Below are 23,972 nucleotides of genomic sequence, written 5' to 3'. Positions count from 1 at the left end.
AGACACTTGATGCCTCAATTGCTTCCGACCCTGCAATTAACCACGGAAACTCCAACTAAAACGCCCTAGTTTTCAACCGCCTGGGTAGTGAACTCAGCGCTGCAATAAATCACCTGAACGTATTTGGTGCTCACTAAGACTCTTCCTTGATGTCCTCTAACACCCTGAGCAGGTTAGGATCACCACCAGTTCCTTCAATATATTCCAATAGACTTTCGATAATTTCGACTTTCAGATCACCCTGACTAATGTATTTGCGGGTTCTGAAAACGGCATTTCGAAGCTTTTCCAGCTTGGCCTGGATGACCTGACCATGCCCAGGTTTGTCTGGAGTAAGAAACCAGGGTTCGACTTCACGATAGCGCAGGAGGCCTGTGAGGATGAGAAGGGTGTATTTGAGATCCACCGCAAATGATTGCTGTTCAATAAGCTTATCAATATTAACTGCGGTATTCTGAGCGATCTGCCCTGCCAGCTGCCGGTCAAGACTTTGCGGAGCGAATTTACGTCGTGCTAAAGCATCGCAAAGAGCTCCTCGAGTGTCAGCATTTTGCCTTCTTTTCACGAGCAAGCTGAAAAGTGAATGCAGCTTCTCTGAAGACGTCATTGTTCGAGCTGCACCGCGCACAATTGTACGGGCAGATGCACGAGCACTGAGAAGTGGATGATCTTCGCCAGAAATGTCGGCGCGGATTGCATTCAAAAACTCGTCTTGGACACGATCGGAACACTGTCCCGTTGACCAACCAAGGCAGAGCAGATGGTTATTGTTATTTAAGCGAATACGAGACTTCTGAGCAACGTAAAGAACTTCATCCTCTATTGCACGGATTACAGCCTTGAAACGCACTATATCATCCTCTGACAGGACCTCGGGTAACTCCCCATCAGTGCTAATGGGAAGATAGACTGTCGAGTACAATGGAGGATTTAGCCTTCGTCTAATCGCTTTTGACAGGTTCTCCAGAGCTTCGGAGCCTCGTTGTTCGAACTGAGAAACGGCCTCTAGAATACCGGATCTGAACGCATCATTTGTCCATAGATCGATATGGCATGGCTCAAAAATCCGGTTTGGTATTTGCGGTCGATGGAAGTCCTTGTCGAGCTCCTCGATGATTTCTTCTGGACTGCGCTGATCTTCAGGGAGTGATAGCCAATCAATGTCGATGGGCTTTCGTCTCAGATCCTCCCAAGTTGAACTTACAATTTGTATTTTCGCCCAGCCCTGTGCCGGCTTCTGACTGAGATGGATTTCTACAGGAGTATCTTCCGATGGAGGTGCCTCTGTGATCGCAGTCCAGTGGCGAACTTTGGTGTCTCCCTTTTGGATGTAAAACTCGATTGTTGTCTTGCCACTACCCCAGACAGGCCCAGTGATTGGTTTCGACTTATAGGTATGGTTAGCGGGAACCGTCTCTTGTTCTGGTATAAGGTCCACAAACTCAGCCCCCTCGGTTTTGAGAAGACAAAGCCTGACAGGGTCAAGACGGTCCAGGAAATGTGGCAGCCCGCTTTCGACCAGAAGGCCGGCCTTCAATGCACCTCGCGCTGCGGCATCCCATGAGAGCATCTCCACCTTCCCCCAATACGCCTCGACGACTTCAGCAAGCGAATCTGCGAATTTCGCGCCTAATGGTGTCGACAACAACGTTATGTCGACAGGCTCGATCGAATGATCTTCTGGACCGGCAGGACGCGGGAAAGAGTAAAAGGGCTCGACCTTCGGTGCGGAGATCTCCACCCAGGTGCCATTTGCACGCCTGAGAATTTCAACATCTCCCGGCTTCATCCGGCCAGACAATAATTGAAAGGTCATGGGAGTAGGGTCACAGCTCCCCTCAAGAAGCGTCTGATCAGATTGCAAGACCTCTTTTTCCGTGCTCTCGAATATTGCTTTCAAGCCCAAATCCGGAAGGAGGGTTTGTCCGTATCCCTGCCTTTCCGGCGCGTGGTGCCCGGATTGACCTTGAACGCGTCGAAGCGTCAATATCTGTTCTTCCAAACCGTTGCTTACGTGCGTCAGAATCCGAACACGAAAGCCATCCCTGTCAGATGGGATTTGACCCGTTTCCATTGCGCCGAGAAAACTTGCCACTGGTCGCCATACAAGGGTTGCTTTCGGCCGCTTCTGGCCTCTCAACGCGCCTAGCAGACGTTCTCTTACGCTCTCTTCGTAAGAGGCGTTGTCCGGTATGGTCAGGAAGCAGTTTTGAGCACCGGCCGTGAGAGCTTGAACAGGTGCCCAAAGCAGCTTGTGCGACGGAGTTTCAGCCTCATCCTGAAGGGTGTCCAATATAGAACGCACAGACTTGCGGCGCTCCGGGAGTCCAACTTCTCCCCAGGCTCCACTTCTTCCGTGAGGCGCCAGGCTGGCTTGAGGACCGCCTATCCAGCGGCCACTGTCCAACTGAACAAGAACTCCCTGCAGCCCGCCATCTATAATTTGCGGGTCCTGAAGTGGTGTATCCGGGTCTTCAAAGCTCCAGTCCCGGCACGCCAGATCATGCCATCCGTTAATGTCGACGCCTACCCACCGTCTCATGTGATTGGCCCGGGTTGCAGGAATTCGTCGAAAAACCGAACCAGACTGCCAATTGCGTTTCGTAGCGGAGCGCCAGAAGTACCGACGGTCAAGGCCGTGGTTGCCGGAGCCTCTTCAGACTGAGCTTCAGCATTTTCCGCCGTTGGACGCATTACAACGCCACCTGTCAGATGCGCCCTGCGCCCCAAAGGGATAAGCCCCGAGATTTCATCAGCTTCGCCCTGGCACAGGCCTCCTACAACGTGCCAGATTGGCCATACAGCAATGTATTTCAGGAAGGATGTATCGTCCTGCAGCTTTCCGTAACGAACCCAGATCGGCGCACCAAAGTCCGCCAAATATTTGTGCGGCCGTTTCATTCGGAAGCGGACTTCAACCACGGTCTGGTGATCAGGCAAGTAAAAGACACCAAAGGGGTTATCCTGATCGAGCCATGAGCCGCGGTGTTGCTCATCGCGGAAGTAAAGCGGGGAGGCTGCTATAAGCCTTGCTCCGGGTAACGATTGCAGTGCGACCATCAGAACCAGTGCGCAATAGTCCTCCCAAGAACGGGACTGCCAGCGCCACAGTTCATCCAGCTCTCGTCTCTGCTGGATGAGTTCCTGCCAAGCCTCCCAGATCTTCCTGTATGCGGGATTGTGTTGCATGACAAAGTTCGGGGTGATGCCTGGATCAGTGGTACGGACACCCAATTCTGCGAAATCCCGATCCAGTCGCTTGCAACGCTTCTCAAATGCAGTGACATCCTGAAAGCGCTTGTGGAGCTGTGCTTGCGAATTTCGCTCCTTGTAGTCCTTCGCATTTGAACGGGCGATCGCCGCGTAAGCGCGCACGACCCTGTTCTCGAGCGTATCAAAGTTCTCCCGCCGGGCAACGGCTAGGATCTGCTGCCTATCACCAGCGCGTTCAGCAAGGTTTTCTCCGGGCTGCCTGATAAGCCACGTCATGGAGCGCCGATCGATCTCCTGGACACGGGACAGCGGGGTCATCTGATGGTACCGGCGAAGGATCCGACGCGGGGACCTGTCGATCGTATCAATCGTCGTGCCCAGGTTGCGCGCATGGCGCACAATGACGTCCATGAAAGCGTCGTCCTGCGCCGACTCTTCTGTCCAACGCCGCCTGAGTTCGACCCACAACGTCGATGGATCCGCACTTGCCGCCTCGGCGTCCTTTAGACGCGCCCAGACTGACTTCAGCCGAAGAAAAAGCTGATGTGCGATCTCCTGATCAGCTGTCCTGATAACTTCCGCTTCTGATGGGCGTTCCGGAAAATGCGGTAGCGAAACCGAAATTGTTCCGTCGAGCCCTTCGATCTGGACACCTGCCTGCCTACGTAGCGGGATTGGTATGAGACCAAGTGTGCGGGTGCCGGTCGCCTCCCCCACATATCCCGGCACTGGTTCAAGGGTCGCCTGTGACCTGTTTACCCTCAAGGGATTTGATATGGTTGTATATATCCAGGTGGCTGTAAGGTTATCAGCGGGCAACTCGAATACACCAGGAACCAGGGAAAACCGATGCTTGCGGCTGGTTTCTACGAGCGCCCAGGGCCGGGTCCACAGCTCAATTGCCGGCATTTCCGGCTCCTGAATGTGAAAGCCCCCGCCAATTGAAGAGCCCAGTACTGTTGGACTGCTGTTCCCTAAGTTGTTTCAGCTTGTCCGCCATATTTTCATCGGCAAGATCATCGCGGAGTAACGCCTCCAACCTTTCGAAGCCTTCCTGATGATTGTCTATCTCAACCCCACGAAGTTTCGGCATGATCCTGAATTCAATCTGGTCAGAAAGCGGCACCTTTGTGGTCGACCCGGCAGGACCATCCTTGGGATAGTTGGCCACGTATGACAGAATTGAGTCATTGAGCCGGTGTCCAAATGGGCGACCGAAATGCTCCATAATCTGAGCCAGTTCACTGATTGTCGTCCGCGCCATTTGGGCCGGGGCAGCTTCCAGACTGGAGGTGTCCTTTATCCAGCTCCGCCACTCTCCAAAGCGAATACCCTCGGATGCAGGCTCTGCGGATCGCTTTACATCAAACTTCGCAAATTCAGTTGGGGCGGCAAACTGAAGAATATTACCTCGATCAAGCACCTTGTCCGAAAGGGACTGTGTGCTCTCATCATCATTCATTGTGCCTGCAAACAATATATTGTGCGACGGGTATAGGTTGATTGAGCCATGCTCCACTCCCCTCACATCTATAGGAATTAGGGAATCCTTCCGACTGTTCTGTGCCCCTTCGTTGTTGAATGCTGGACGAGCTTCCAAGCGGCTTAGGAACTCGGAAAAGTAATATTCAACACGAGCAAGATTCATTTCATCCAGCAAAACCAGCAACATATGATCACTGAAATCCTGGTTTGACAGCCCTGACGAATTATGTGGGTCCATGTGAACCAGGGCTCTTGATAGTTCCGAAGCACGGTATTTTTTCTCTATGTAGTTATAGAAGCCGAGCAGATCCTGAGGACTGTCCCACCTCGGTTCGACTGAAAGAGGCAGAAAGTGCATGCCCATTGCCTCTGCATATCGCCGAGGCAACATGCTTTTGCCCGTACCCGAAACACCGGAGAGGACGGTTAGCTGAGCAACGTCGTTGATTTTCAGCGCCGTGTGAAAGGCATAGACAGTTCGCCAATGATATCGCAGACCTAGCCTTTCGAGGTATTTTTGCACCTCATAAAGGGCATCGGTCTCCCTTATGCTGCTCAAGCGCAAACTCTCCGGCAATTCAAGGCACCGGGGAACGGCTTTCAAGTCTGCGAGCAGTTGGCCTGCATCACCAGATGTCCCGCCGGGCATATCACTTTCAATTTGGGTGCGCCTGGCTATCAGGCTGGAAATTTCGTCAGCAATTTCTGCTGACCGCCTCCGTTTGTTCGACAAGTCCTCATCGAGTTGCGCCAGCTCCTCGCGCTTCGACTTCTCTTTCGCGATTTCCTGTTCCAACTCATCGACTTTGGCCATCAATTTGTTTTCACGACTCGTCAACCGACTGATTGAGTCCTGAAGAGTTGCCTCCTGACTGGAGAGCCTGACCACTTCAGCTGACGCGCGTTCATGGTCGGCAACCTGTTCCTTGAGGGTAGCAACGTCTTCTTCAAGCGACTGAATATCCCGCTCCAGGGCAAGTTTTTCCGTTTCAGCCCGGCGCGCTTCATGCACTAGGCGCATGAGCGTGTCGCGCTCATCTCTCAGGGGAACGAGCTCGTTTTCCAGTTTTGTACGTTCTTCCCTGAGAGTCTCTTGCCGTAGCTCCAACTCTTCGATCCGGCGTTCGAGGTTATCCGGCTTTTTCTCGCGTTCCTTTCGAAGTTCCTCAAGACTTCGTTCCAGTTCGCTGTATTCCTTCCGGGCAGCATCCAGTTTCTGACTGAGTTCGGCCAGCTCGGACGCGGCTGCGGCAGCTTCCTTTTTAGCTTCCTCGATATCTTCGCGAGCGGACGACAACCCTGCATATTCCACATGGAGGGAATCCAATCGCTCTTGAAGCGAAGACACTTCGGCAATCAGTCTGTCCCGGTCCTGGATTTTCTGTTCGACAACGGAGAGTTCTTCTTGCCGCTCCGATAGCTCCACCTTGGCCAACTTGAGGCGCTCGGAAATGTTCTCGAATTCCGTTGCTGCCGGAAGACGGCTTTTCCTGTCCTCGTACGAGTCTCTCTCCCGGCTGGCCCGATATCCGTTCCAGGCTGCGTACCAGGTGAGAATGGCCACCAGCAGAACAAGTGTCAGCAGGCCGATAAGAATAAGTTCTGCCGGCGTCATTGTTGACCTTCCTGTTCTGTCTGGGCGTTTTCATCTGGCGTGTTGTCAGACGTCTGCGGAGCTGCCTCATTGTCCAATGTTTCTATTGTCTGGTTGATCAGCTGATCGCGCTCCTGAAGAGCTTGTGCAATCTGGCTGCGAATTTTGAGAAGCACTGCACGCTCAGAGGCCACGCGCCCCTCCAGCTCATCCAATTCCTCGGGCAGAGTCTCAATTTGAGCCTGGAGCTCTCGCAATGTGTTGGCCTCAGAAGTCAGGCGCGCATGCTCGGCCCTTACACTCGCCAGCTTGTTTTCCTCGGAGTGCAGTGCAGCCTGTGCATCTGCGCGTTTTGCGATTGCCTCGTTGCGCTCTGCGGTAGCTTTTTCGAGTTCTTCGGACCTGTTTAGAATCTGATTGTCCAACTCGGACAGGTTCTCTTGCTTGGCCGCCAAGTCCGCATTTTGCGCGACCAGTTCGCCTCTTTCTTGTCGCAGTTGGGCAAGCTGTTCCCGCGCAGCCTTCAATTCGGTTTCTAATGAGTTCAACTGCGGTCCTTTTTCAGCAAGAGCACCTTGTAAGGACTCCAACCGCTGCTGCATTTCCTGCGCATCCTGAGCGAGTTCAATACGTTGGCTGTCGATGGTAGCTTTGCGATCCAATGCAGCTTTTTCGTCTTCCTCCGCAGCTATTGCGCGCTCTTCAGCAGTACGGGCACGTTCATCTTCTTTTTGAGCACGTTCAGCTGCAGCCTGCTCTCGGTCTTGCGCGAGCTTTGCATCCTGCTGAGCCTTTTGTGCACTCGCTTCGGCATTCGTTTTCCGCTCTTTCAAGCTTTCGACTTCGCTGTCGAGCGCATTCCTTGTTTTCTGCAGCTCAGACACGACCGGAGCTAGCTTCGATTGTTCTGACCTCAGATTGGCAATCTCAGTTTCTAGGGCTACTTTTTGCTTCTCGGTCTCCAAAAGCTCCATTCTAGCGTCGTCACGTTCCTTGAAGACACGTTCCAGATCCGCTTCAGCTTCTTCCAGTCTTTCTTGAGTGTTCGCGGCATTCGAAGCGAAATTCTTCCGTTGATTTTCGGCCTCAGTTTTTTCTTCTATTGCCCTCGTTCTCTCAGCCTCAGCGCTATCCAAGGCCCTCTTCAATTCCTGAAGTTTGGATCTCACCGATCGTAACTCTTCTTCGACGCCTTCGAGTTTGCTGTTGCTTTCTTGCAGGCTGGTCAACTGAGTGGATGCTTGGCGCTTCTGCATTTCCAAGTCTTGGATTTGATTATCCAGATCGTTTTTCAAATCCTGAGCCGACTTCATTTTCTCTTCGGCATCGACACGTTTTCGATCGGCCTCATCCCGCTCCCGCAGTGCTTCTGATGCCGCCTTACGTGCATCTTCCAACGCCCGCTCAGCTTCCTGCCTATCGCGCAGCCGCGCTTCCAGGTCGCTGACCTGTGGCCCCAGTTCAGTGAACCGGGCTTCGAGATTGGAGGTCTGCGCCTCGCGATGTGAAATATTCCGTTCACGAGCGTCGAGCGTGTCGATCTGAGCGCGAAACTGCAGAAACAGGATGACGTTGAGGCCGATCACAGCAGCCGCCAGGGCGACAATCACCGTGAGTTGGAGCCGGTTCGCATTCATGATTGCGCCTCCCGCAACGCGTCGCGTTTTTGTTTGATTTTCTCAATACATCCAGGCATGTCGCGCTGGAGTTCGTGAACCCAGAACCTGAGAACGGTCCATCCACGTGCCGCCAGTTCATGATCGCGAAGCCGATCACCGATCTTTCTATTGCCGTCGGCATCGGTGTGCCATCTCTGACCATCAACCTCGATATCAATTTTCAGGGTCTCAGGGTCCAGTGCAAAGTCCAGATACCTGGACCCGATCGGGTATTGGGGAATTGGTTCAAAACCCGCCTTTTTGAGAGCGGCGCTCATCCTGCGCTCCCAAAGGCTGTCGAAGGGAGCCCGAGGTGTGATTGTCCTGTCCGATGATCGTCTCGCCAAGTAGCGTATGTGAGCAATGTTGGAATGTTGCGCGGTTGTGAGATCGCCCACAACAATGCACAACGCGCGCGCACGACTGATCGCCACGTTCAACCGCCGTCTTTCCCGCCGCAAAAACGTGAGCGCTCCGGCATCAATGCCACCCGCCAGGACAAGCGAAAACAGGATTACATCCGCCTCGCCTCCCTGGAACTTGTCTACAGTCGAAACCCGTAGCTTGAGCGCATCGCGATCCTTTTGGGGAACACGTTGATCAATCTTGCTGGAGATTTTAGCTACCTGAGCATTGAAGGGCGATACAACACCGACGGTGCCGGAAAAATTTGGATCCGAAGCAAATTGCTGAACGAGTTCGGCAACTCGCTCAGCCTCGTCGCTGTTCGTGCATCCGCTTTCCTCTCGCCTCACGAAACCCTGTACGTCGTCCCAAGCCAATCCGGGTTTGTAACCGGTGGGAGCTTTGAACTCGTCTTCCGAACGCTGAGACACCATTCGCCCGCGATAGAAATCCTCACTGATATAGTCCACGATGTGAGGTGCTGACCGGAACTGATCCTTCAAGAAATGATTGACTGCGGCGGGTTTGTGCGTGGCAAAGTCAAACAATGAGTTGATGCTTTGGGCATAGGTGGCACGCCCCTTTCTGGGTAGATCGAGACTGTCCATCAGAGCATGTTCGGTCTGCCTGCCCAGCGCGGGGATGAAATTCAGCTGTTGCGGGTCACCGACAATCACTGCCTGCTTCGCGCGGGCCATCAGCGGCAAGGCGGAGGCGATGTCGCACTGACTGGTCTCGTCAAAGATCACGTAGTCAAACAGATTGGGTACAAGTGGAACACGCTTTGGAACGGATAGCGTACTGATTGCCCAGACAGGCCGGAGACCGACAATCTGCTCAGCTACGTCCAGGGGCAAAGAATCTACCGAGCGAAGTCCGTCAAACTCCAATTCTCTCAGCTTTTCACTGAGCGCACGGCGCTGTTCCTCAGTCGGTTGCGTGAGTTCACGCACCAGGCGGTTCAATAGAGGTTCAACGTCTTCCAGGATCGTCTTTTCGAGCCGCTGAAAATCTTCTGTCGGCATGGACGCAGCTGATTTTTGGAGGTCGGCAATCGTCTTCAGAAGATCCGCCTGCATTTCAAGCAGATGACCGACATCATAGTCCTGAGCAGGGGCATCTTTCGCACGATTGCGTTTACGGAAAAGGATGCGCCCGATCCAGGTCAGACACTTGATGATCCAGGACCGACTTCTGGCAGGTGCCGGATCAGAAGTGTCCGGACCTCCGTCGCCAGCTTGCTGAAGTCGTTCAAGCTTATCTGTTACATCACAGAGCATGACATGCTTCGAACGTAAGTCGGTCTGAAGCTGTTGGTGATCGTCGAACCTCCGAGCATCGCTCTTGAGTGCTTCCAGCTTCTGGTAAGCTGCAGCATCCGCCTCAGTGCGATATTCGCTGGCGACGATTTCGCGAAAGGCATCAAGAAAACCCGTATCAATCTCTCCCGTAGCGTCGCGTCCACGCGTGACCAGCGGGGAATCCTTCGTCAGTTCGTTCAGCCGGGTTTCAACTTCGTCCAGAGCTTGATGGTTTTTCGAGGCGAACAGAACGCTTCTGCCCTGCAGAAGCGCAGAAACGATCGTTGCAATGATAACCTGGCTTTTCCCTGTCCCTGGAGGTCCCTGTATCACAGTGAGAGGGTTTATCAGTGCGGATTTCACGGCGCCCCTCTGCGTCTCGGAGAGCGAAACCGGGGACAGGACCGGAAGGTCCTTATCATTGCCCACTGTACCGTCCACGGGAGAAAATAAACCACCCAGAGACGTTGAACGCAGCGTGTTCCGCTCCCAAGAGGCAAGCTTCTCGAGGTTCTTGGCTGCACCGACTGTAAAGCTGGTATCGTCCGGCAAAATCAGGGCGGCGCAGTTATGCAATCCCCGTCTTTGCAGCGGTAGTTGGTTCTCCAGATCCGCCACCCGGATCCGTTCGGCGCTCAGTGTTGCCAAAGTGTGTCTCAGGCGATCGGCAAGAGACCCGAGATCCTGAGGTTCGCCGAGCATCCACAATCGCTCAAGCAAATCGCGCTCTGTCCATTGTGTCTGCCGGATGACTTGCGACAGCCAATCAGGGTTTATGGAAGGCTCCCCTGGCTGAACCTGCATGATCAGGCGATCGTCCTGGACGCGCCATTCCACCGGAAACAAAAAGGCAGGGTAGATCGTCTGGCCTTCTTTCGTCTCGGATAGCAAAAGCGGATAACCGAGTGCTGCGCTGTCCACATTCCGACGGCTCAGCGCCTCCCGGAAGGTATCCGGAAGGTCCGTAGCAAAAATTTCAAGTTGAAGACCATCCATCCACCAGTTACAGCTCATCCGCATGAGCTGCCAGGACTCCGCGTGAAGGTCGGGAAATGTTGTGATTTTGCCGCGAGGGTCCTTGCGTTGGGTGGCAGCATAGTAGCGCAACAGCAGCTCCGGTTCCGGCAATTCGGCCTGCTGGTTTTCCGTTGGTGTTGTGCCTAACTCAGCCCCATCCTGATTGATCGGCCGGCTGATTGCGTTGACCGCAAAAAGGGTTTCCACGGCCGCCGTCTGATCATCAGGATCGGTTTTGCCCGGTTTGCCTGCCGGTCGATGATCAGTCTGCAAAGTGGATGGCTTGCGCCGCCAGCGCTGGTCCGGCATGCGAACGATCTCGCCGCGTTCGGCAAGCGTCGTCAAAGTCGAGAGGATTTCGGAAGCGCTGACACGTATGCCGGAATCTCTCAAGCGCCAGAGCAGCTGCTCATTACTTAAGCCGCGCGGGTGCATATAAATAAGTCGCGACAGGGATTCTACTAACAAAAGCTGCACCAAATTTACGCGGATTTTCAGTGCATTGTAGGAGAGCCATATATGTGGCGCAACCTTTGCGCGATATGTTTTTCCCGTATTGACATTGCATTAACAGGAGGTTGGCAGTCCGAATTCCAGACTTCCAATTTTTGAGCGACTTCGATAGAAAGTTCAGAAATTAACGGTCTTTCGGATCAGACTGCGAAAGAACCTGTAAAGGCATTCATTGCCACGCAAGACGGCACCTTGCCGCAACAGTGTGATGTGCCCAAACCTTGTGGTTACACCGGTGGCATCCTCTTCTGCGGCAGTCGATCGCTATCCATGACTTCGGTATTGAGGCGGGAAAGTCGGGAGAGAGAAATGGGTCTCTGGCCGTTCTTTTGCATTGTGCCGGCAGCTGACCAGACAACAGATCCAGGCCCATTATAGACGACACGAACTGGTCCTCCCTTGGGGCGTTGCAGGACGATCAGGTGCTCGGGTTCGTGACGGATCGCAATACCGGAGCCTTGCATCAGCTTGATCTCGACATTGCGGCCGTCACTCGCAATGGCATCGTGACCTTGAGTAGAAGCCGGGTTCAGGGCGAGGTCGAACATGTAAGCGGCAAGAACTTCGCCGATACTGCCGACGAGATGACCATCGAGTGTGAACTTGCGTCCAGGAAACATCCGTTCCAGACCGTCAGACGCGGTATAGAGATCATCGAGAAGCCGGGCGACCTGTCCCCAGTCGACTTTCTCACTCATGTGTCTCTTTCAGAAGCAGCTGTGATCGGTTGCAAAGCGCATGTCGCGTTTCCGTCATCCGTCCTTCAACTCCTTACTTAACTCGGGCACCTTCGATCAGTGCGCGCAGGACAAAAAGAAGTGAGACGATCTCCTTCTCCAGCTGAATGTCATCCAGTTTGCGTAATCCCTCATCCTTTTCCTGATCGATATGCAGGATGGAATTTGCCAGTTTCCGCAATCGATGCAGTGCCGCCAGATTTGCGCCTGGGGGCAGAAGCTTGTGAGCATTATTGATCCGCTCATTGAGGTCGTATCCGGCAACCTGATAGTGGTCACGAAGCAGGACCTCCATGATCGATCGCATAACGGCAATGGCAGCATATGGGACGCCAAAAACAAACGCATCGTGCGCCTGTTGCAGATTTTTCAACATCGAATGCGCTTCGGTTTCGCCATACTTATCGGAAACCTGTCGAGGCACCAGAACAAACGGGATAAGCTCGCGGCGCCGGAAAACGCCGGTCAGGCGAAACCGGTGTCCCGCTTCAAACGGCTCCATGCAGCCGTACCTTCTTGTATTTCTTCAACTAATTCCGGTTGGTCATCCCACCTATCTGCCTGGTCTGCGTTGTGTCTCGCGAAATCGAGTGCTGCCTCGATACCGCTTGCCTGCTCTGTCGCATCCTCATGCGCAGCTTGCCATTGCAGTTCTGCCTTCGGAACACGAAGGGTGACGTCGGTCGCAGTCCGAGGAAGAATGTTCGAAAGCCAAATACCCGCAACAACAGCTTGGTAGCGTTCTTCGTAATCACGCCATGCTGCAAGGAACGCAGGGTTGACTGGCCCCGTGAAAAGCGAACGAGCGCGCCGCTCGTTCATTGTCAGAAGAAAGCCAAGCTGAGACAGGCTGGCACAAATGCCTTCGACTTCTTCGTCACCAATGGCTTGCTGCGCAAGCTCTTCAGGTGAATCGTCGAACCATTCCTTCAGACGATTGAACAGCTCCAAAAATTTGCCAACCTCGGGAGAATCCTTACTCTCTGAATTCATTGCGCTATCTCCCGTTTGATACCGGCAGCTGCTGAGTATGCCTTTTAAAGAAGCTCTGCTCTTTAGTTAGGAGGTGGAGGTTGCTCATGAATACCACGATAGTAATTCCTCTAATCCGGCTTTCGTTTCGGCCTGCAGATACACACCCGCCTTTTTCGCAAGCGGCGCGAGTTCCTTTCGATGGAGATCGTGGCTTTCCCGCGGTGCCAAAATACGAATTCCGTTGATCGTCGGTGGTCCAGGTGGTTCGATCCAGACCTTCACCTCGTCGTACTCTCCGTCCACGTCCAGAGCCAGGACTTTGCCGGACGGCGTCCGAAAGCCCATGACTTTCTTGTTTTCGTATCCCTGACGCCCGTTTCGATCATCCGGGACTTTGTTGACGGTTTCACCAAAGCGGAACACCAGGATGGGCAGAGCATCTAGTACGCGAAAGCTCATTCAGCCGCCTCGCGCTGGGATTTGGTTGCTGGTGTAAGGGCTTCGTTGAGAAGGGCTTCTAGAAGGCGGGCACGGGTGGCGTCGACGGTGGTGAGGGCGGCCTCTAGCCGGTCGAAGAGGGCCATGAGGGCGTCGACCTTGGCCACGATGCGGTGTTGTTCTGCGAGGGGGGGGAATGGGATTTTGAAGGTGCGGATCAGGCCGAGGTTCAAGTTTCCTTGAGAGGCTCCCTTTCCGTAGGTGCGCACCGTCGAGCTTTCTCGCCCCTCTGGACTGTTCAGCCAAATGACAAGGTAGTCGACATTCACCAAGTCGTTGGGAACCTTGATGAGGCAAAGGCTGACGTAGAATGCGAACTCGAAGTCGGAATCCAGGACAGCCGCTTCGCCAATCCCCGCACCGACACGCGTCAACAGAACATCGCCACGTTCTGGGCGCCGATTGGACCGATACTTCTCAAAATCCTCTTTTGACACGAAACGGTGGATTTCCGGCATAAAGCGGAATGGCTTCACGTTCTGAGCAGAGAGGAACGGACGACCTCTATCTGTGTATTTTGGAGTCAGATGCGTGCCGTCAGTAATCTGATAAGCAATCTCTTGCAGATATGCGTGCTGCCATGTCGGGGGGATCTCAGCCTCCGCTTCAAAGGTTTCCACAGGTGGGGCTGTTTTTTGCGCACGTATTCCCTTTTCGGCACGGAGCCGTTCCTTTTCCGCCGCGATCCGCTTTAGCAATTCGTACGCCGGCTCGTCCGCCGGATCTTGCTCCACCAGTTTCCCGCGGACGGCAAGGTTGAGAATGGTCTGGCGGAGTTGTTTGATCTGGTCTGTGCGTGTGGTGAGAGCAGGAAGCGCGTTGAGGGCGAAGCGTGCGCTGGCTGCAAGGTCTTCTGCCGTAGCTGCAGGTCCGGTCAGGCGGGCGAGGCTGGCGATGGCCAGACGGTCGCGGGTAGACTCTCGCTTCAGCCGTGCCGCTTCCAGGCGGTCCAGCAGTGCCATCAATTCCTCCACCTTCGACACGATGCGTTGCTGCTCGGCGAGGGGAGGAAGGGCCACGACAAAGCCAGTTACATCCTCCCTTGAAATTCCTGGAATAAGGCTGCGAGCCTCCTCTTGGAGCTTTTTGGCCAAGCGGTCCGCGACTAACTCGAGGAAGGCGGGATCCCAGCAAATCGCTGTTAGCGCCATTAGTTGTCGGCTAATAGCAACCTCTTCAAGGTCACAAAGCGTTGTTTTCCCTACGCCTGATCCTTTGACGGTAAGCAAAAGTTGACCGCGTGTCGCGACAGCTTTCCGCACTAGCGCGTAGCGCCTGATTACTAGGCCCTCGCGACCAAAATCGGAGGGACCCGTAATATAGGGAACTCCTGCGGCGGAGTTTTCGCTGTACTCCGGTGGTTGCAAGTGTTGGCCGGAGATCAGATCGATAAGGGTGCCAAGGCGCGCCCATGCCCATCCATGTGGGAGGCCGAAGGGTACTTCGTCCTCTTCTATTTTGGGGAGTAGCTTCTGCTTCTTTATCTCGCCCGCCTTTGTCAGTCGCACTCTCTCCGTCGCAATTCTTTTCAGCAATTCCGACGCCGGCTCGTCAATCAGGTCTTGAGCCACGAGTTTGCCACGAACCGCGAGATCCAGAACAAACTGCCGCAGCCGTGGAACAGCTTCCGGCGTGTCGGCGACTTTTTCATAGAGTTGAAGCAACCGATCCACGTTCATGGCTTGGCAAACTCCTCGAACGAGGGGCCTGCCTTGAGGCGGAACTCTACCTCATAGGACTTGAAGGAAACCGAAGGCACGACTTCGAGCGCATAATGAAGTTGCGGATCCCCTTCTGTGGCCACAACAAGGCCTTCAACTTCTTCGCCATCTTCCACGAGATGTTTTTGAACCCAGCCCATGTAGCGGAGGACCTGACCGACAACGGCATCAGAGGATTTTTCGCGCTTGAGTTCGATCACCAACCATCGCGGATCGGTCTTGTGTCGTGCAAGCAGGTCGATACGGCCGATCGGTGTGCGGAATTCGTAGCCGGCTTCAGGTTCTCCGTCCCGACTGAAGATGTTCCATTCTTTTGCGAGGTCCAGAACGTCCCAATTGTCGAACATGTAGTCATGCAAATGACGCTCCAGGGCGAACCGGACCTTTCTGGTGTTCTGTCCTTTTGCTAAAGGATCAGCCGTTTCCTCGGGAAGGTTGGTCTCTTCATCGTTCAGGTCTTCTTCCACGTGAAGAAACCACCACATCGTATCAAGGGTCCAGAGGTCTACCTCCAACTCCTCCGCCAATTGCATGAGCACCCGATTGACTGCCTCATACCGTTCACCGAAGCTGGCACCGCGAGGAAATGCCGGGAGAAGACTTAAGTCGAGCAATCCGTCATTGGAGGTGTTGTTCCAGACGCCGTATTTGTCCGGGTAGGCAACATGCAATATGGCGGTGATAATGCCCTTGCCCATGCCCTTGATGCCAGTTGCTGCATGCATCCGGCCCTCGATTGGCAGCGATTCATCGACAAGCTCTGCAAGAGCCAGACGGGTTGCTTCCATGTCTGCGCAAACACGGTTCACCTGCCGATTCAATCCCGACCAATGATGGTTGTTTTCAAAATACAGAAAAGACCGCAGGACGTCTTCTGACAGCGTTTCGATTGCGCCAGACTGGAAAGCAGGACTGTAGCGCGCGAGCACCTGATCCTTGGATTCCTTGATCTTGCGGATATCCTCCCGATCAAGCATGACGGCCTTGGCAGCCCGGAGCCGACCGAGAGCTTCCTCAGATAAAGCTGCCTTGTTCATCGCGCAAGCGCCTCCGCCAAGATAGCCTTCAACTGGTCGCGGACCACTGTCACTTCGGCCTCAGCAACCGTCAGGTCCTTCAGAAGCGTTTCCGGGTCTCCGTGATCTTCCTCTACTGTGTGTGGATTCTTGATGTCGAGGTTGTAACCGCGAGCCTTGATCTCCTTGATGGAAACCTTCCAGGCGTGCTCGTTTTCCGCCCGTCCGTTGCGTTCCTTGCCGCCCCACCAGGAGGCGCAGTCTGCCAGATGCTCCAACCGGATCGGCCTGGTCATGGAATAGGCTTTCTGGCCTTCGGGTACCTGATGTTCCCAGAACCAGACATCGGAGGTTGGTGTGCCCTTCTCGAAGAAGAGCAGGTTGGTCCCGATCGAGGCGTAGGGTCTGAAAACCGAGTTGGGAAGGCGCACGATGGTGTGGAGATTGCACTCCTCCAGCAGATGCTCCTTGAGCCGTGTCTTCACGCCCTCACCGAAGAGCGAGCCATCTGGCAGCACCACCGCGGCGCGGCCGCCTGGTTTCAGAAGGCGAACGATCAGGGCAAGGAAGAGGTCGGCAGTCTCACGCGTGCGGAAGTGCTGGGGAAAGTTGCTCTCGATGCCATCTTCCTCTCGCCCGCCGAAGGGAGGATTGCTCAGGATGATGTCAACCCGCTCGTCCTGCCCCCATGAGATGTAGGGCCGAGCGAGCGTGTTGTCGTGGCGCAGGAAGGACGGATCCTCAATCCCGTGAAGCAGCATGTTGGTGACCGCCAGCATGTGCGGCAACTGTTTCTTTTCGACCGCCCTCAGCGAAGCCTGCATGATGGCTTCGTCCTCCGGACGTTTCACGTACTCGTCCCGCATGTGCCGGATAGAGCAGGTCAGAAACCCGCCAGTTCCGCAGGCCGGATCAAACAGGGTCTCCCCGGGCTTCGGATCTGTCATCTGGACCATGAAGGCGGTCACGGCCCGGGGGGTGTAGTATTCCCCTGCATTGCCGGCGGATTGCAGGTCGTTGAGGATCTGCTCGTAAATGTCGCCGAAATGCTGGCGTTCACTCAGATTGTTGAAGTCGATGCCGTCAATCTTGTTGACCACCTGGCGCATCAACTGGCCAGACTTCATGTAGTTGTAGGCGTCTTCGAAGACATCCCTGACGGTGCGTGCGCGTGGTGTTGCCGGCGCCAGCTCTTTCAGCGTGGGGAACAGCTCCCCGTTGATGAAGGTGAGCAGATCATCTCCGGTGATCCCTTCCGGATCCGCAGCCCAGCTTCGCCATTGAAAGCGCTCGGGGATCGGTGATTTGTAATCGTCCTTCAGCAGTTCGAATTCCTGGTCCTGGTCATCGATGATCTTGAGGAAGAACATCCAGCAGAGCTGGCTGATGCGCTGGGCATCACCATCGACGCCTGCATCCTGGCGCATGATGTCCTGGATGGACTTGACGATTGTACGGACGGACATGGATTAATCGGCTTTCAGGCTTGGCAGGAGTTTTGAAATTTCGGCAGCAACGGACTGGAAGTTTTCGCTTGCCAACTGACTTTTCAACCAGGGCATTATTTTTCCCACGGTTTCCTCGCTGCTAAGCTCAAAAAGCTTGGTGACCAAAAGTGAGGATTTGATGCTGTGGGGCTTCACCCAATACTGCGGCCGCTTGTTCCGAGTACGTCGAAAGGGTGGATCCTTAGCTCGCTGCCAAACCAGTTCCGCCCAGCTTTCCGGAGCATGCCCGAGAATAACGTGCAAGTTCACCGTTTTCGACCAAAGCGATAGTTCGCAAAGCACATATCTGCTGTTCTCCCCCCAAGCCATGCCTCCGGTATTTTCTTCAACATCCCATTCCTTTGGTAGAAATCTGACGTTGCCTTTGCTGGATGGCGCCATAACAAGGTTCAGATGTTCGATTTCAAGCCGTAAAGCCTGTTCAATAGCGTTGGTGGCTTCAAACTTGGGGTCAACCTTGTTTTCAAATATGAAATCAAGAGCTTGCCGGTGCTTCATGTAAATCTTGCGCGCGAGCTGAGCGGTCTCACCGTCGTCCATGAAGTACTCCCTGAGCAGTTGTTGATAGTGCTTCAGCAAAATGAGCGGTTCCGGCCCGATGCTGTCTTCCCGTTGCTTCATGCACTGGATGAGGACAGCGAGAACGGTCTCGTATCCCGCATCGATAAACTGATCGTGCTTTGCAGTATCTTCATGTGCAGTCAGGTACACATAGATTCTTCGATCGAAATTTTCGAAACGTCGCTCAATCTTTTCATAGTATCGCTTGAGCTGGTCCGGTCCCTCTGACGCGCCCACCTTGTTTTCAATGCAGATGAGCCAAGGTTTTCCCTGTTTAGGATGAATTTCGAGCAGCAGGTCAATGAAATCGAATTCGCGGTGTGTTTCGACGCGATCTATCTCCATGACGTCAATAGCGATTGGCGATATCCAGCCGGCTGGTCGATTGTCCAGCTCTGCACCTATTTTCAGAACTTCCATGAGCCAACGACGCAGAAAGAGATCGTCTAGTCCGTGCGAACCAGACGGATCAAAGAGCCAAGCCAGCATATTGGAATGTCTCAATTCGCTGTAGGTTGCTCCGAGAACCCTGAATACATTGAACTGAGATAGCTGTGCCTCGAGCTCCGCAAGCTCAGGACATTCGGTTACAAGCCGGGTAAGGGCGTCTTCGATTTCAGCGTTTCGCGATAGTAGTGCGTCAACGCTCATTAAATGACATCCCGATAGAGTTCAGACTGCAGTTCTAAAACGGCTTGTTCAAAACCAGGTTTCCCGCCAAAAGCACGAACGAGTTCGATTGGTGTGCCAAGACCTGTGAACGGATTGATCCGTAAAACGTTTGTATCGTCGAGATTCATGACGCATTCGTCCGCGTATTTGGTCAGCAAGGCATCCAGAACAGCGCGTGCCTTTTCCCCGTGCCGAGTGAAGACATCGCGCTTCTTGACGTTTTCCGCACGTTCTCTACGCGTAAGAGGCTTGGCATCGAAAGCGACGTGACAGATCAGGTCAAAGGGATCAAGGTCCTTGCCGAGTTCATCGAGGATCGGGTCAAGCGGAATACCTTCAGCTTCCAGCTCGTCGAGAATTGCCTTCTTCCTTGAGCTTGAATTCCAGCGTTTGAGAAACTCATCCAGGCTGGCGAACTGTTTTCGAAGAGCCTTCTTGGTAAAGTCACGCAGGGACTCCGTGACTAGCTTCCCGTTTTCATCCAGGTATTCAACGCGCTCGGCGACGATGCTGGCGCCAATGCCATCGACATAGACTTTTCTCGAGCCGGGTGGATTTGGAGGGGTTCCCGGAGGGGGCTCAGGGTCGGTCAGAACCTCACCGTCACCGGGATCGTAGGGCGCAGCTTCATCGTCAAAGCCCTCTGGCTCTTCGTCCCCTGGCTCCGGTGGTGTCATCGGATCGTTTTCTGCCGGCTGATAAATCTGAACAGGTTCGCCGTCAAAGTCCGGATCGGCGAAGTGGTTCGACGCTCCGCGGAAATCCATCAGGGTAAAGTAGAATTTCCGGGTGTCTTCATGGACCCGCGTTCCACGTCCTACGATCTGCTTGAATTCGGTCATGGAGCCGATTTCTCGATCCAATACGATCAGTCTGCAGGTCTGTGCGTCGACGCCGGTTGACAACAGGCGCGATGTCGTCACCAGAACCGGGTATTTGGATTCCGGGTCGATGAAGTTTCCGAGCTGTGCCTGGCCCGCCGTATCGCTCCCTGTGATCCGCATGACGTAGCGCTGATTGTCCGCAACGAGATCGGCATTCTCGTTCACCAGCGCCTGGCGCATGCGATCAGCGTGTTCCTGGTCAACGCAAAATACGATGGTTTTCTGAAAGCGGTCGCCGCTCTCCTTGAGAAATTGCGTAACCTTTTTGGCGACCAGCTTTGTTCGATCGTCGATGACGAGAGAGCGGTCAAAATCCTTCGTGTTGTAGATTCGGTCTTCGACCTCTTCGCCATCCCGGTCGAGTTGGCCCTTTTGCGGACGGTACCCCTGCACGTCGTGATCGATGTGAACCTTGATGACCTTGTAAGGTGCAAGGAAACCATCCCGAATTCCTTCTTTCAGCGAATAGCTGAAAACAGGATCACCGAAATAGGCAATGTTCGAAACGTACTCTGTTTCTCTGGGGGTTGCCGTCAGGCCAACTTGTGTTGCGCCGGAGAAATGTTCGAGGATCTCGCGCCAAGCGGAGTCTTCGGCTGCGCTGCCGCGGTGACATTCGTCGATCACGATCAGGTCAAAGAAATCCGGCGAGAATTCCCGAAACAGCTTCTGGCGTTCCTCTGGACCCGTGATCGCCTGGTAGAGACCGAGATAAACTTCGTAAGCGGTATCGATGCGCCGCTTCTTGTCGAGCGCCAGGGTAAGATCCTCTGTGCTACCGTCCTGCCGTTCGATGGTCTTTGATTTCGTCGACAGCTTGGCCATGGCGCCACCGAAGGGGCGAAAGTCGTTGACCATCGTCTGGTCGATCAACACGTTCCGGTCCGCAAGAAACAGGATCCGTTTGGCCTTCCGAGCTTTCCACAACCGCCAGATTATCTGGAAGGCCGTGTATGTTTTTCCCGTTCCCGTCGCCATGACCAGCAGAATACGATCGTGCCCTTTGGCGATCGCCTCCATCGTCGCATTGATTGCGTTGACCTGGTAATAGCGTGGGGCTTTGCCGCTTCCGTCATCGTAGTAGTCTTGCAGGACAACCTTCTCGCCTTCGTCATCAATGCCTTTCCAGGTTCGATAGCGCGCCCATAGGTCATCGGGTGGTGGAAAGCCATCCAATCCGAGATTGGTCTCTCTGGGAGCGCTGTTGCCTGTCCGGTCATGGAAAACGAACCCGTCCCCATTTGATGTGAAAACAAACGGGATCTTGAGCGTTTCAGCATAGTCGAGAGCCTGCTGCATGCCGTCGCCAACACTGTGGTTGTTGTCCTTGGCCTCGATCAGCGCAACTGGGATGTTGGGTTTGTAATAGAGCAGGTAGTCGGCGCGCTTGCCCTTGCCGCGGCTGACCAATTTGCCGCGAACGGTGATCCGCCCCTTCGTGAAGCTGACTTCCTCCCGGATCTGCAACAGCTCGTCCCAGCCCGACTTCCGCAAGGCAGGTGTGATGAATTTGGTGCAGATGTCGCGTTCTGAGAGGCTTTTCTTGTCCATTCTGGAAATTGAGCGGATTCAATAATTGAAGTCAAACATTCGCTTGTAGAGACTCTGGTCTACAATTGAGTGTGGTAGGTGACCTGTACTGTTCTTTTCATCTGAATACCGGGATATCCGTTGAGATCAATGGGTACTCAGTTCGCACATGATCAGCACGCGCCTGGCATTGTGAATGCCAACGATCATCGCCTATTGCGTTGCCACTGCAATGGCTCGTTGACCCGATAGCTGGCAGTATCAGTTTGCTTAGAGCCGGCTCCAGATCAGGATCTGACGATGACGTACGTGTTCTACGATACCGAAACGACAGGAACCAACACTGCGTTCGATCAGATCCTGCAGTTTGGCGCGATCCGCACGGATGAGGCTTTCCAGGAACTGGAGCGCTTCGAGATGCGCTGCCGGATCTTGCCGCACGTTGTCCCCGCACCTGGCGCCATGCGTGTAACAGGCGTCACGGCCGAGCAACTCGATGATCCTACTCTGCCAAGTCACTACCAGATGGTCCGGCAAATCAGGAACAAGCTGCTGGAATGGTCACCAGCGGTTTTTATTGGGCACAACTCCCTTGGATTTGATGAAACCCTGCTTCGACAAGCCTTCTACAAAACACTTTCGGAGCCCTACCTGACAAACAATCACGGGAACGGCAGAACCGACACCCTGCAGCTGCTGCAAGCGGCTGCCCTGGTAGAGCCCGATGCCTTCAACATTCCTAACGGCGATAACGGAAGGCCGAGCTTTAAACTGGATAGGCTCGCCCCGGCGAACGGCTTTTCGCACGACAACGCCCACGATGCCATGGCCGACGTCGAGGCGACCATTCACATGTCCCGCCTGCTTGCCGAAAAGATTCCGGCTCTTTGGCAGCGCGCCCTTCAACTGTCCCGAAAGCCGTCAGTCTCCGAGTTCCTTGCCGTGCATGAACTGTTCGCGATGACGGAATTCTACTTCGGTCGCCCTTATTCCTGGTATGTCGCTCCAATCGGTCCAAACCCGGAAAATACATCCGAGCTTTTGGTTCTCGACCTGACCAACGACCCGCAAGAGCTGCTTCAGCTGACGGACACAGAGCTGAAGACTACTCTAGAACGTAGTCCGAAACCGGTTCGCAGTCTCAAGATGAATGCCGCGCCAGTGCTGTGGGCTACCGATGAAGCTCCACCAACGCTGCGCTCTTCCTCCCCAGATCTTACTGAACTGAGGGCACGCGCCAAGCTGCTTCGAGACCATGAAGTGAGCTACTCCCCGGAAATCGGACACTGACGTAAGCTACGATTTGCGGCCAATACTCAGACACGCTTGGATCTGAACAATTTTGCTCACTCGCCATTATAGACCTCCCACTGCTGCGACTTGCTCCGCCCACCATTCCCCCATCTGTACACGCTCATCCCAGTAGGCCGCACGATGATAGGCACGGCGGACCTCGTCTGCGCCGACATGCCCAAGCTCTGCCTCGATCGCGTCCGGGTTCCACTTGCCGCTCTCGTTGAGCAAGGTCGACGCCGTCGCCCGGAATCCGTGAGAGGTCATTTCTTCCTTGGTGAAGCCCATACGCCTCAAGGCGGCGTTCATGGTGTTTTCGCTGATGGGCCGCTTGGGAGATGAAACGGACGGGAAGACGAGCGGCCTATGGCCGGTCAGCTGGTGCAGGTCCTGCAGGATTTCGACCGCTGAGCCAGGCAGGGGCTTCTTATGCTCCCTGCGCATCTTGGTCCGGGGCGCCGGGATCGTCCACGTGGCCTTTTTCAGATCAAATTCAGCCCAGTCGGCGAGCCTCAGCTCACCGGGCCGCGGATAGAGAAGCGCCATCAACTTTAGCGCGGCGCGGGTCTCGTAGGAGCCTTCGTATTCCCAGATACAGCGTTTGAGGCCTGACAGGCGCTGCCAGTCAGTGATTGCTGCCCTGTGGACCACCTTGGGCGTCGTCAGCGCGCCCTTGAGGCCGAAGGTCGGATCGTTTTCCGCACGCGCCGTTGCGATTGCATAGCGAAAGACCTGACCAACAGTCGCACGCAGCCGGCGGGCTGTTTCGTAGTTGCCCCGCGCCTCCACCTTGCGCAAGGGGACGAGGATCTCAGAGGCCGTAATGTCCCTGATTGGACGCTTTCCGAGATCTGCCCTCACCATGTCCAGAAGCCAGCGCCGCTTGGTCAGCGTGGTCTTGGCCAGGCCTTCCCGTTCCATCTTCTCCAGAAGCTCGTCGGCAATGAGGTTGAACGTGTTCCCGTTCGAGAGTGTGGCCTCGGCCTTTTCCACCTTCGCTTCCTGAGATGGATCGATCCCTCTGGCGATCAGAGCCTTTGCAGCATCCCTTTTGCGCCGCGCTTCCGAGAGACCAACATGCGGGTACTGGCCCAGCGCCAAAGCCTTCTGCTTGCCGGCGAACCTGTAGGCCATACGCCACAAGCGTCCGCCCGATGGCTTCAGCAGGAGATACAAGCCTTCGCTATCGCTCAGCTTTTTCTCTTTTTCCGGCGCTTTCAGCCGGCGAATCTGGGCATCGGTCAGTGGCATGTTTGGTCTCGCATTTCCAAAAAGACCAACACGAACTCCAAGCTTGTTGGTCTTTTCAGGGGAATGGTACCAACAAATGCATCGGATACCAACAACCCCCATCGGATAACGCCGGACACCAGAATCAAAAAAAGCCCCGG

16 protein-coding genes are annotated in these 23,972 nt (G+C 54.5%); 1 reads left to right on the top strand and 15 read right to left on the bottom strand.

Features of this window, described 5'->3' with window-relative positions; genetic code table 11:
* Positions 1 to 133: 133 nt before the first annotated feature.
* The 14 genes from AC2A6O_RS18250 to hsdR all read right to left on the bottom strand — a co-directional run bounded on the left by AC2A6O_RS18250 (position 134) and on the right by hsdR (position 21,309).
* Entirely contained in the window at positions 134 to 2,542 is a 2,409-nt protein-coding gene (locus tag AC2A6O_RS18250) for a hypothetical protein (protein ID WP_498929197.1), read from the bottom strand.
* Complete coding sequence (locus tag AC2A6O_RS18245) at positions 2,539 to 4,122, bottom strand: DUF2357 domain-containing protein (RefSeq protein ID WP_498929195.1); 1,584 nt, start codon at positions 4,120 to 4,122, stop codon at positions 2,539 to 2,541. The genes AC2A6O_RS18250 and AC2A6O_RS18245 overlap by 4 nt, the downstream gene beginning before the upstream one ends.
* The gene (locus tag AC2A6O_RS18240) at positions 4,109 to 6,313 is read right to left on the bottom strand and encodes a DUF8727 domain-containing protein (protein WP_498929193.1); all 2,205 of its coding nucleotides are present in this window, start codon (positions 6,311 to 6,313) and stop codon (positions 4,109 to 4,111) included. Before AC2A6O_RS18240 ends, AC2A6O_RS18245 begins: the two co-directional genes overlap by 14 nt.
* Positions 6,310 to 7,929, bottom strand: coding sequence for a coiled-coil domain-containing protein (locus tag AC2A6O_RS18235; protein ID WP_498929191.1), 1,620 nt, complete (start codon positions 7,927 to 7,929; stop codon positions 6,310 to 6,312). The genes AC2A6O_RS18240 and AC2A6O_RS18235 overlap by 4 nt, the downstream gene beginning before the upstream one ends.
* Positions 7,926 to 11,150 (bottom strand): AAA domain-containing protein, encoded by a 3,225-nt coding sequence (locus AC2A6O_RS18230; protein ID WP_498929461.1) that lies wholly within the window; start codon positions 11,148 to 11,150, stop codon positions 7,926 to 7,928. The genes AC2A6O_RS18235 and AC2A6O_RS18230 overlap by 4 nt, the downstream gene beginning before the upstream one ends.
* 263 nt (positions 11,151 to 11,413) lie before the next feature.
* A complete protein-coding gene (locus tag AC2A6O_RS18225) occupies positions 11,414 to 11,884 on the bottom strand; it encodes a DUF6998 domain-containing protein (protein ID WP_498929189.1) in 471 nt (156 codons plus the stop codon).
* A 73-nt stretch (positions 11,885 to 11,957) separates the two neighbouring features.
* Entirely contained in the window at positions 11,958 to 12,425 is a 468-nt protein-coding gene (locus tag AC2A6O_RS18220; protein WP_498929187.1) for a hypothetical protein, read from the bottom strand.
* Positions 12,389 to 12,916, bottom strand: coding sequence for a hypothetical protein (locus AC2A6O_RS18215; protein ID WP_498929185.1), 528 nt, complete (start codon positions 12,914 to 12,916; stop codon positions 12,389 to 12,391). Before AC2A6O_RS18215 ends, AC2A6O_RS18220 begins: the two co-directional genes overlap by 37 nt.
* Positions 12,917 to 13,000: 84 nt before the next feature.
* A complete protein-coding gene (locus tag AC2A6O_RS18210; protein ID WP_498929183.1) occupies positions 13,001 to 13,357 on the bottom strand; it encodes a hypothetical protein in 357 nt (118 codons plus the stop codon).
* A complete protein-coding gene (locus tag AC2A6O_RS18205) occupies positions 13,354 to 15,075 on the bottom strand; it encodes a restriction endonuclease subunit S (RefSeq protein WP_498929181.1) in 1,722 nt (573 codons plus the stop codon). The genes AC2A6O_RS18210 and AC2A6O_RS18205 overlap by 4 nt, the downstream gene beginning before the upstream one ends.
* Positions 15,072 to 16,154, bottom strand: coding sequence for an endonuclease NucS domain-containing protein (locus AC2A6O_RS18200; protein ID WP_498929179.1), 1,083 nt, complete (start codon positions 16,152 to 16,154; stop codon positions 15,072 to 15,074). The genes AC2A6O_RS18205 and AC2A6O_RS18200 overlap by 4 nt, the downstream gene beginning before the upstream one ends.
* Entirely contained in the window at positions 16,151 to 17,599 is a 1,449-nt protein-coding gene (locus AC2A6O_RS18195; RefSeq protein WP_498929178.1) for a type I restriction-modification system subunit M, read from the bottom strand. The genes AC2A6O_RS18200 and AC2A6O_RS18195 overlap by 4 nt, the downstream gene beginning before the upstream one ends.
* Before the next feature lie 3 nt (positions 17,600 to 17,602).
* A complete protein-coding gene (locus tag AC2A6O_RS18190; RefSeq protein ID WP_498929176.1) occupies positions 17,603 to 18,853 on the bottom strand; it encodes a PDDEXK-like family protein in 1,251 nt (416 codons plus the stop codon).
* Positions 18,853 to 21,309 carry an EcoAI/FtnUII family type I restriction enzme subunit R gene (gene hsdR, locus AC2A6O_RS18185; protein ID WP_498929174.1) on the bottom strand — a complete coding sequence of 819 codons (2,457 nt, stop codon included), beginning with the start codon at positions 21,307 to 21,309 and terminating at the stop codon, positions 18,853 to 18,855. Before hsdR ends, AC2A6O_RS18190 begins: the two co-directional genes overlap by 1 nt.
* A 279-nt stretch (positions 21,310 to 21,588) precedes the next feature.
* On the opposite strand from hsdR, the gene AC2A6O_RS18180 reads away from it, so the two are divergent.
* Positions 21,589 to 22,578, top strand: coding sequence for an exonuclease domain-containing protein (locus AC2A6O_RS18180; protein ID WP_498929172.1), 990 nt, complete (start codon positions 21,589 to 21,591; stop codon positions 22,576 to 22,578).
* Between the two features lie 66 nt (positions 22,579 to 22,644).
* On the opposite strand, the gene AC2A6O_RS18175 is transcribed toward AC2A6O_RS18180, so the two are convergent.
* The gene (locus AC2A6O_RS18175; protein ID WP_498929170.1) at positions 22,645 to 23,832 is read right to left on the bottom strand and encodes a tyrosine-type recombinase/integrase; all 1,188 of its coding nucleotides are present in this window, start codon (positions 23,830 to 23,832) and stop codon (positions 22,645 to 22,647) included.
* Between the last annotated feature and the right edge of the window lie 140 nt (positions 23,833 to 23,972).

The organism is Labrenzia sp. ATLA3 (genome assembly GCF_057180185.1).
The sequence above is the reverse complement of the archived record's forward strand: the minus strand, read 5'-3'. Positions and strand labels throughout refer to the sequence as shown.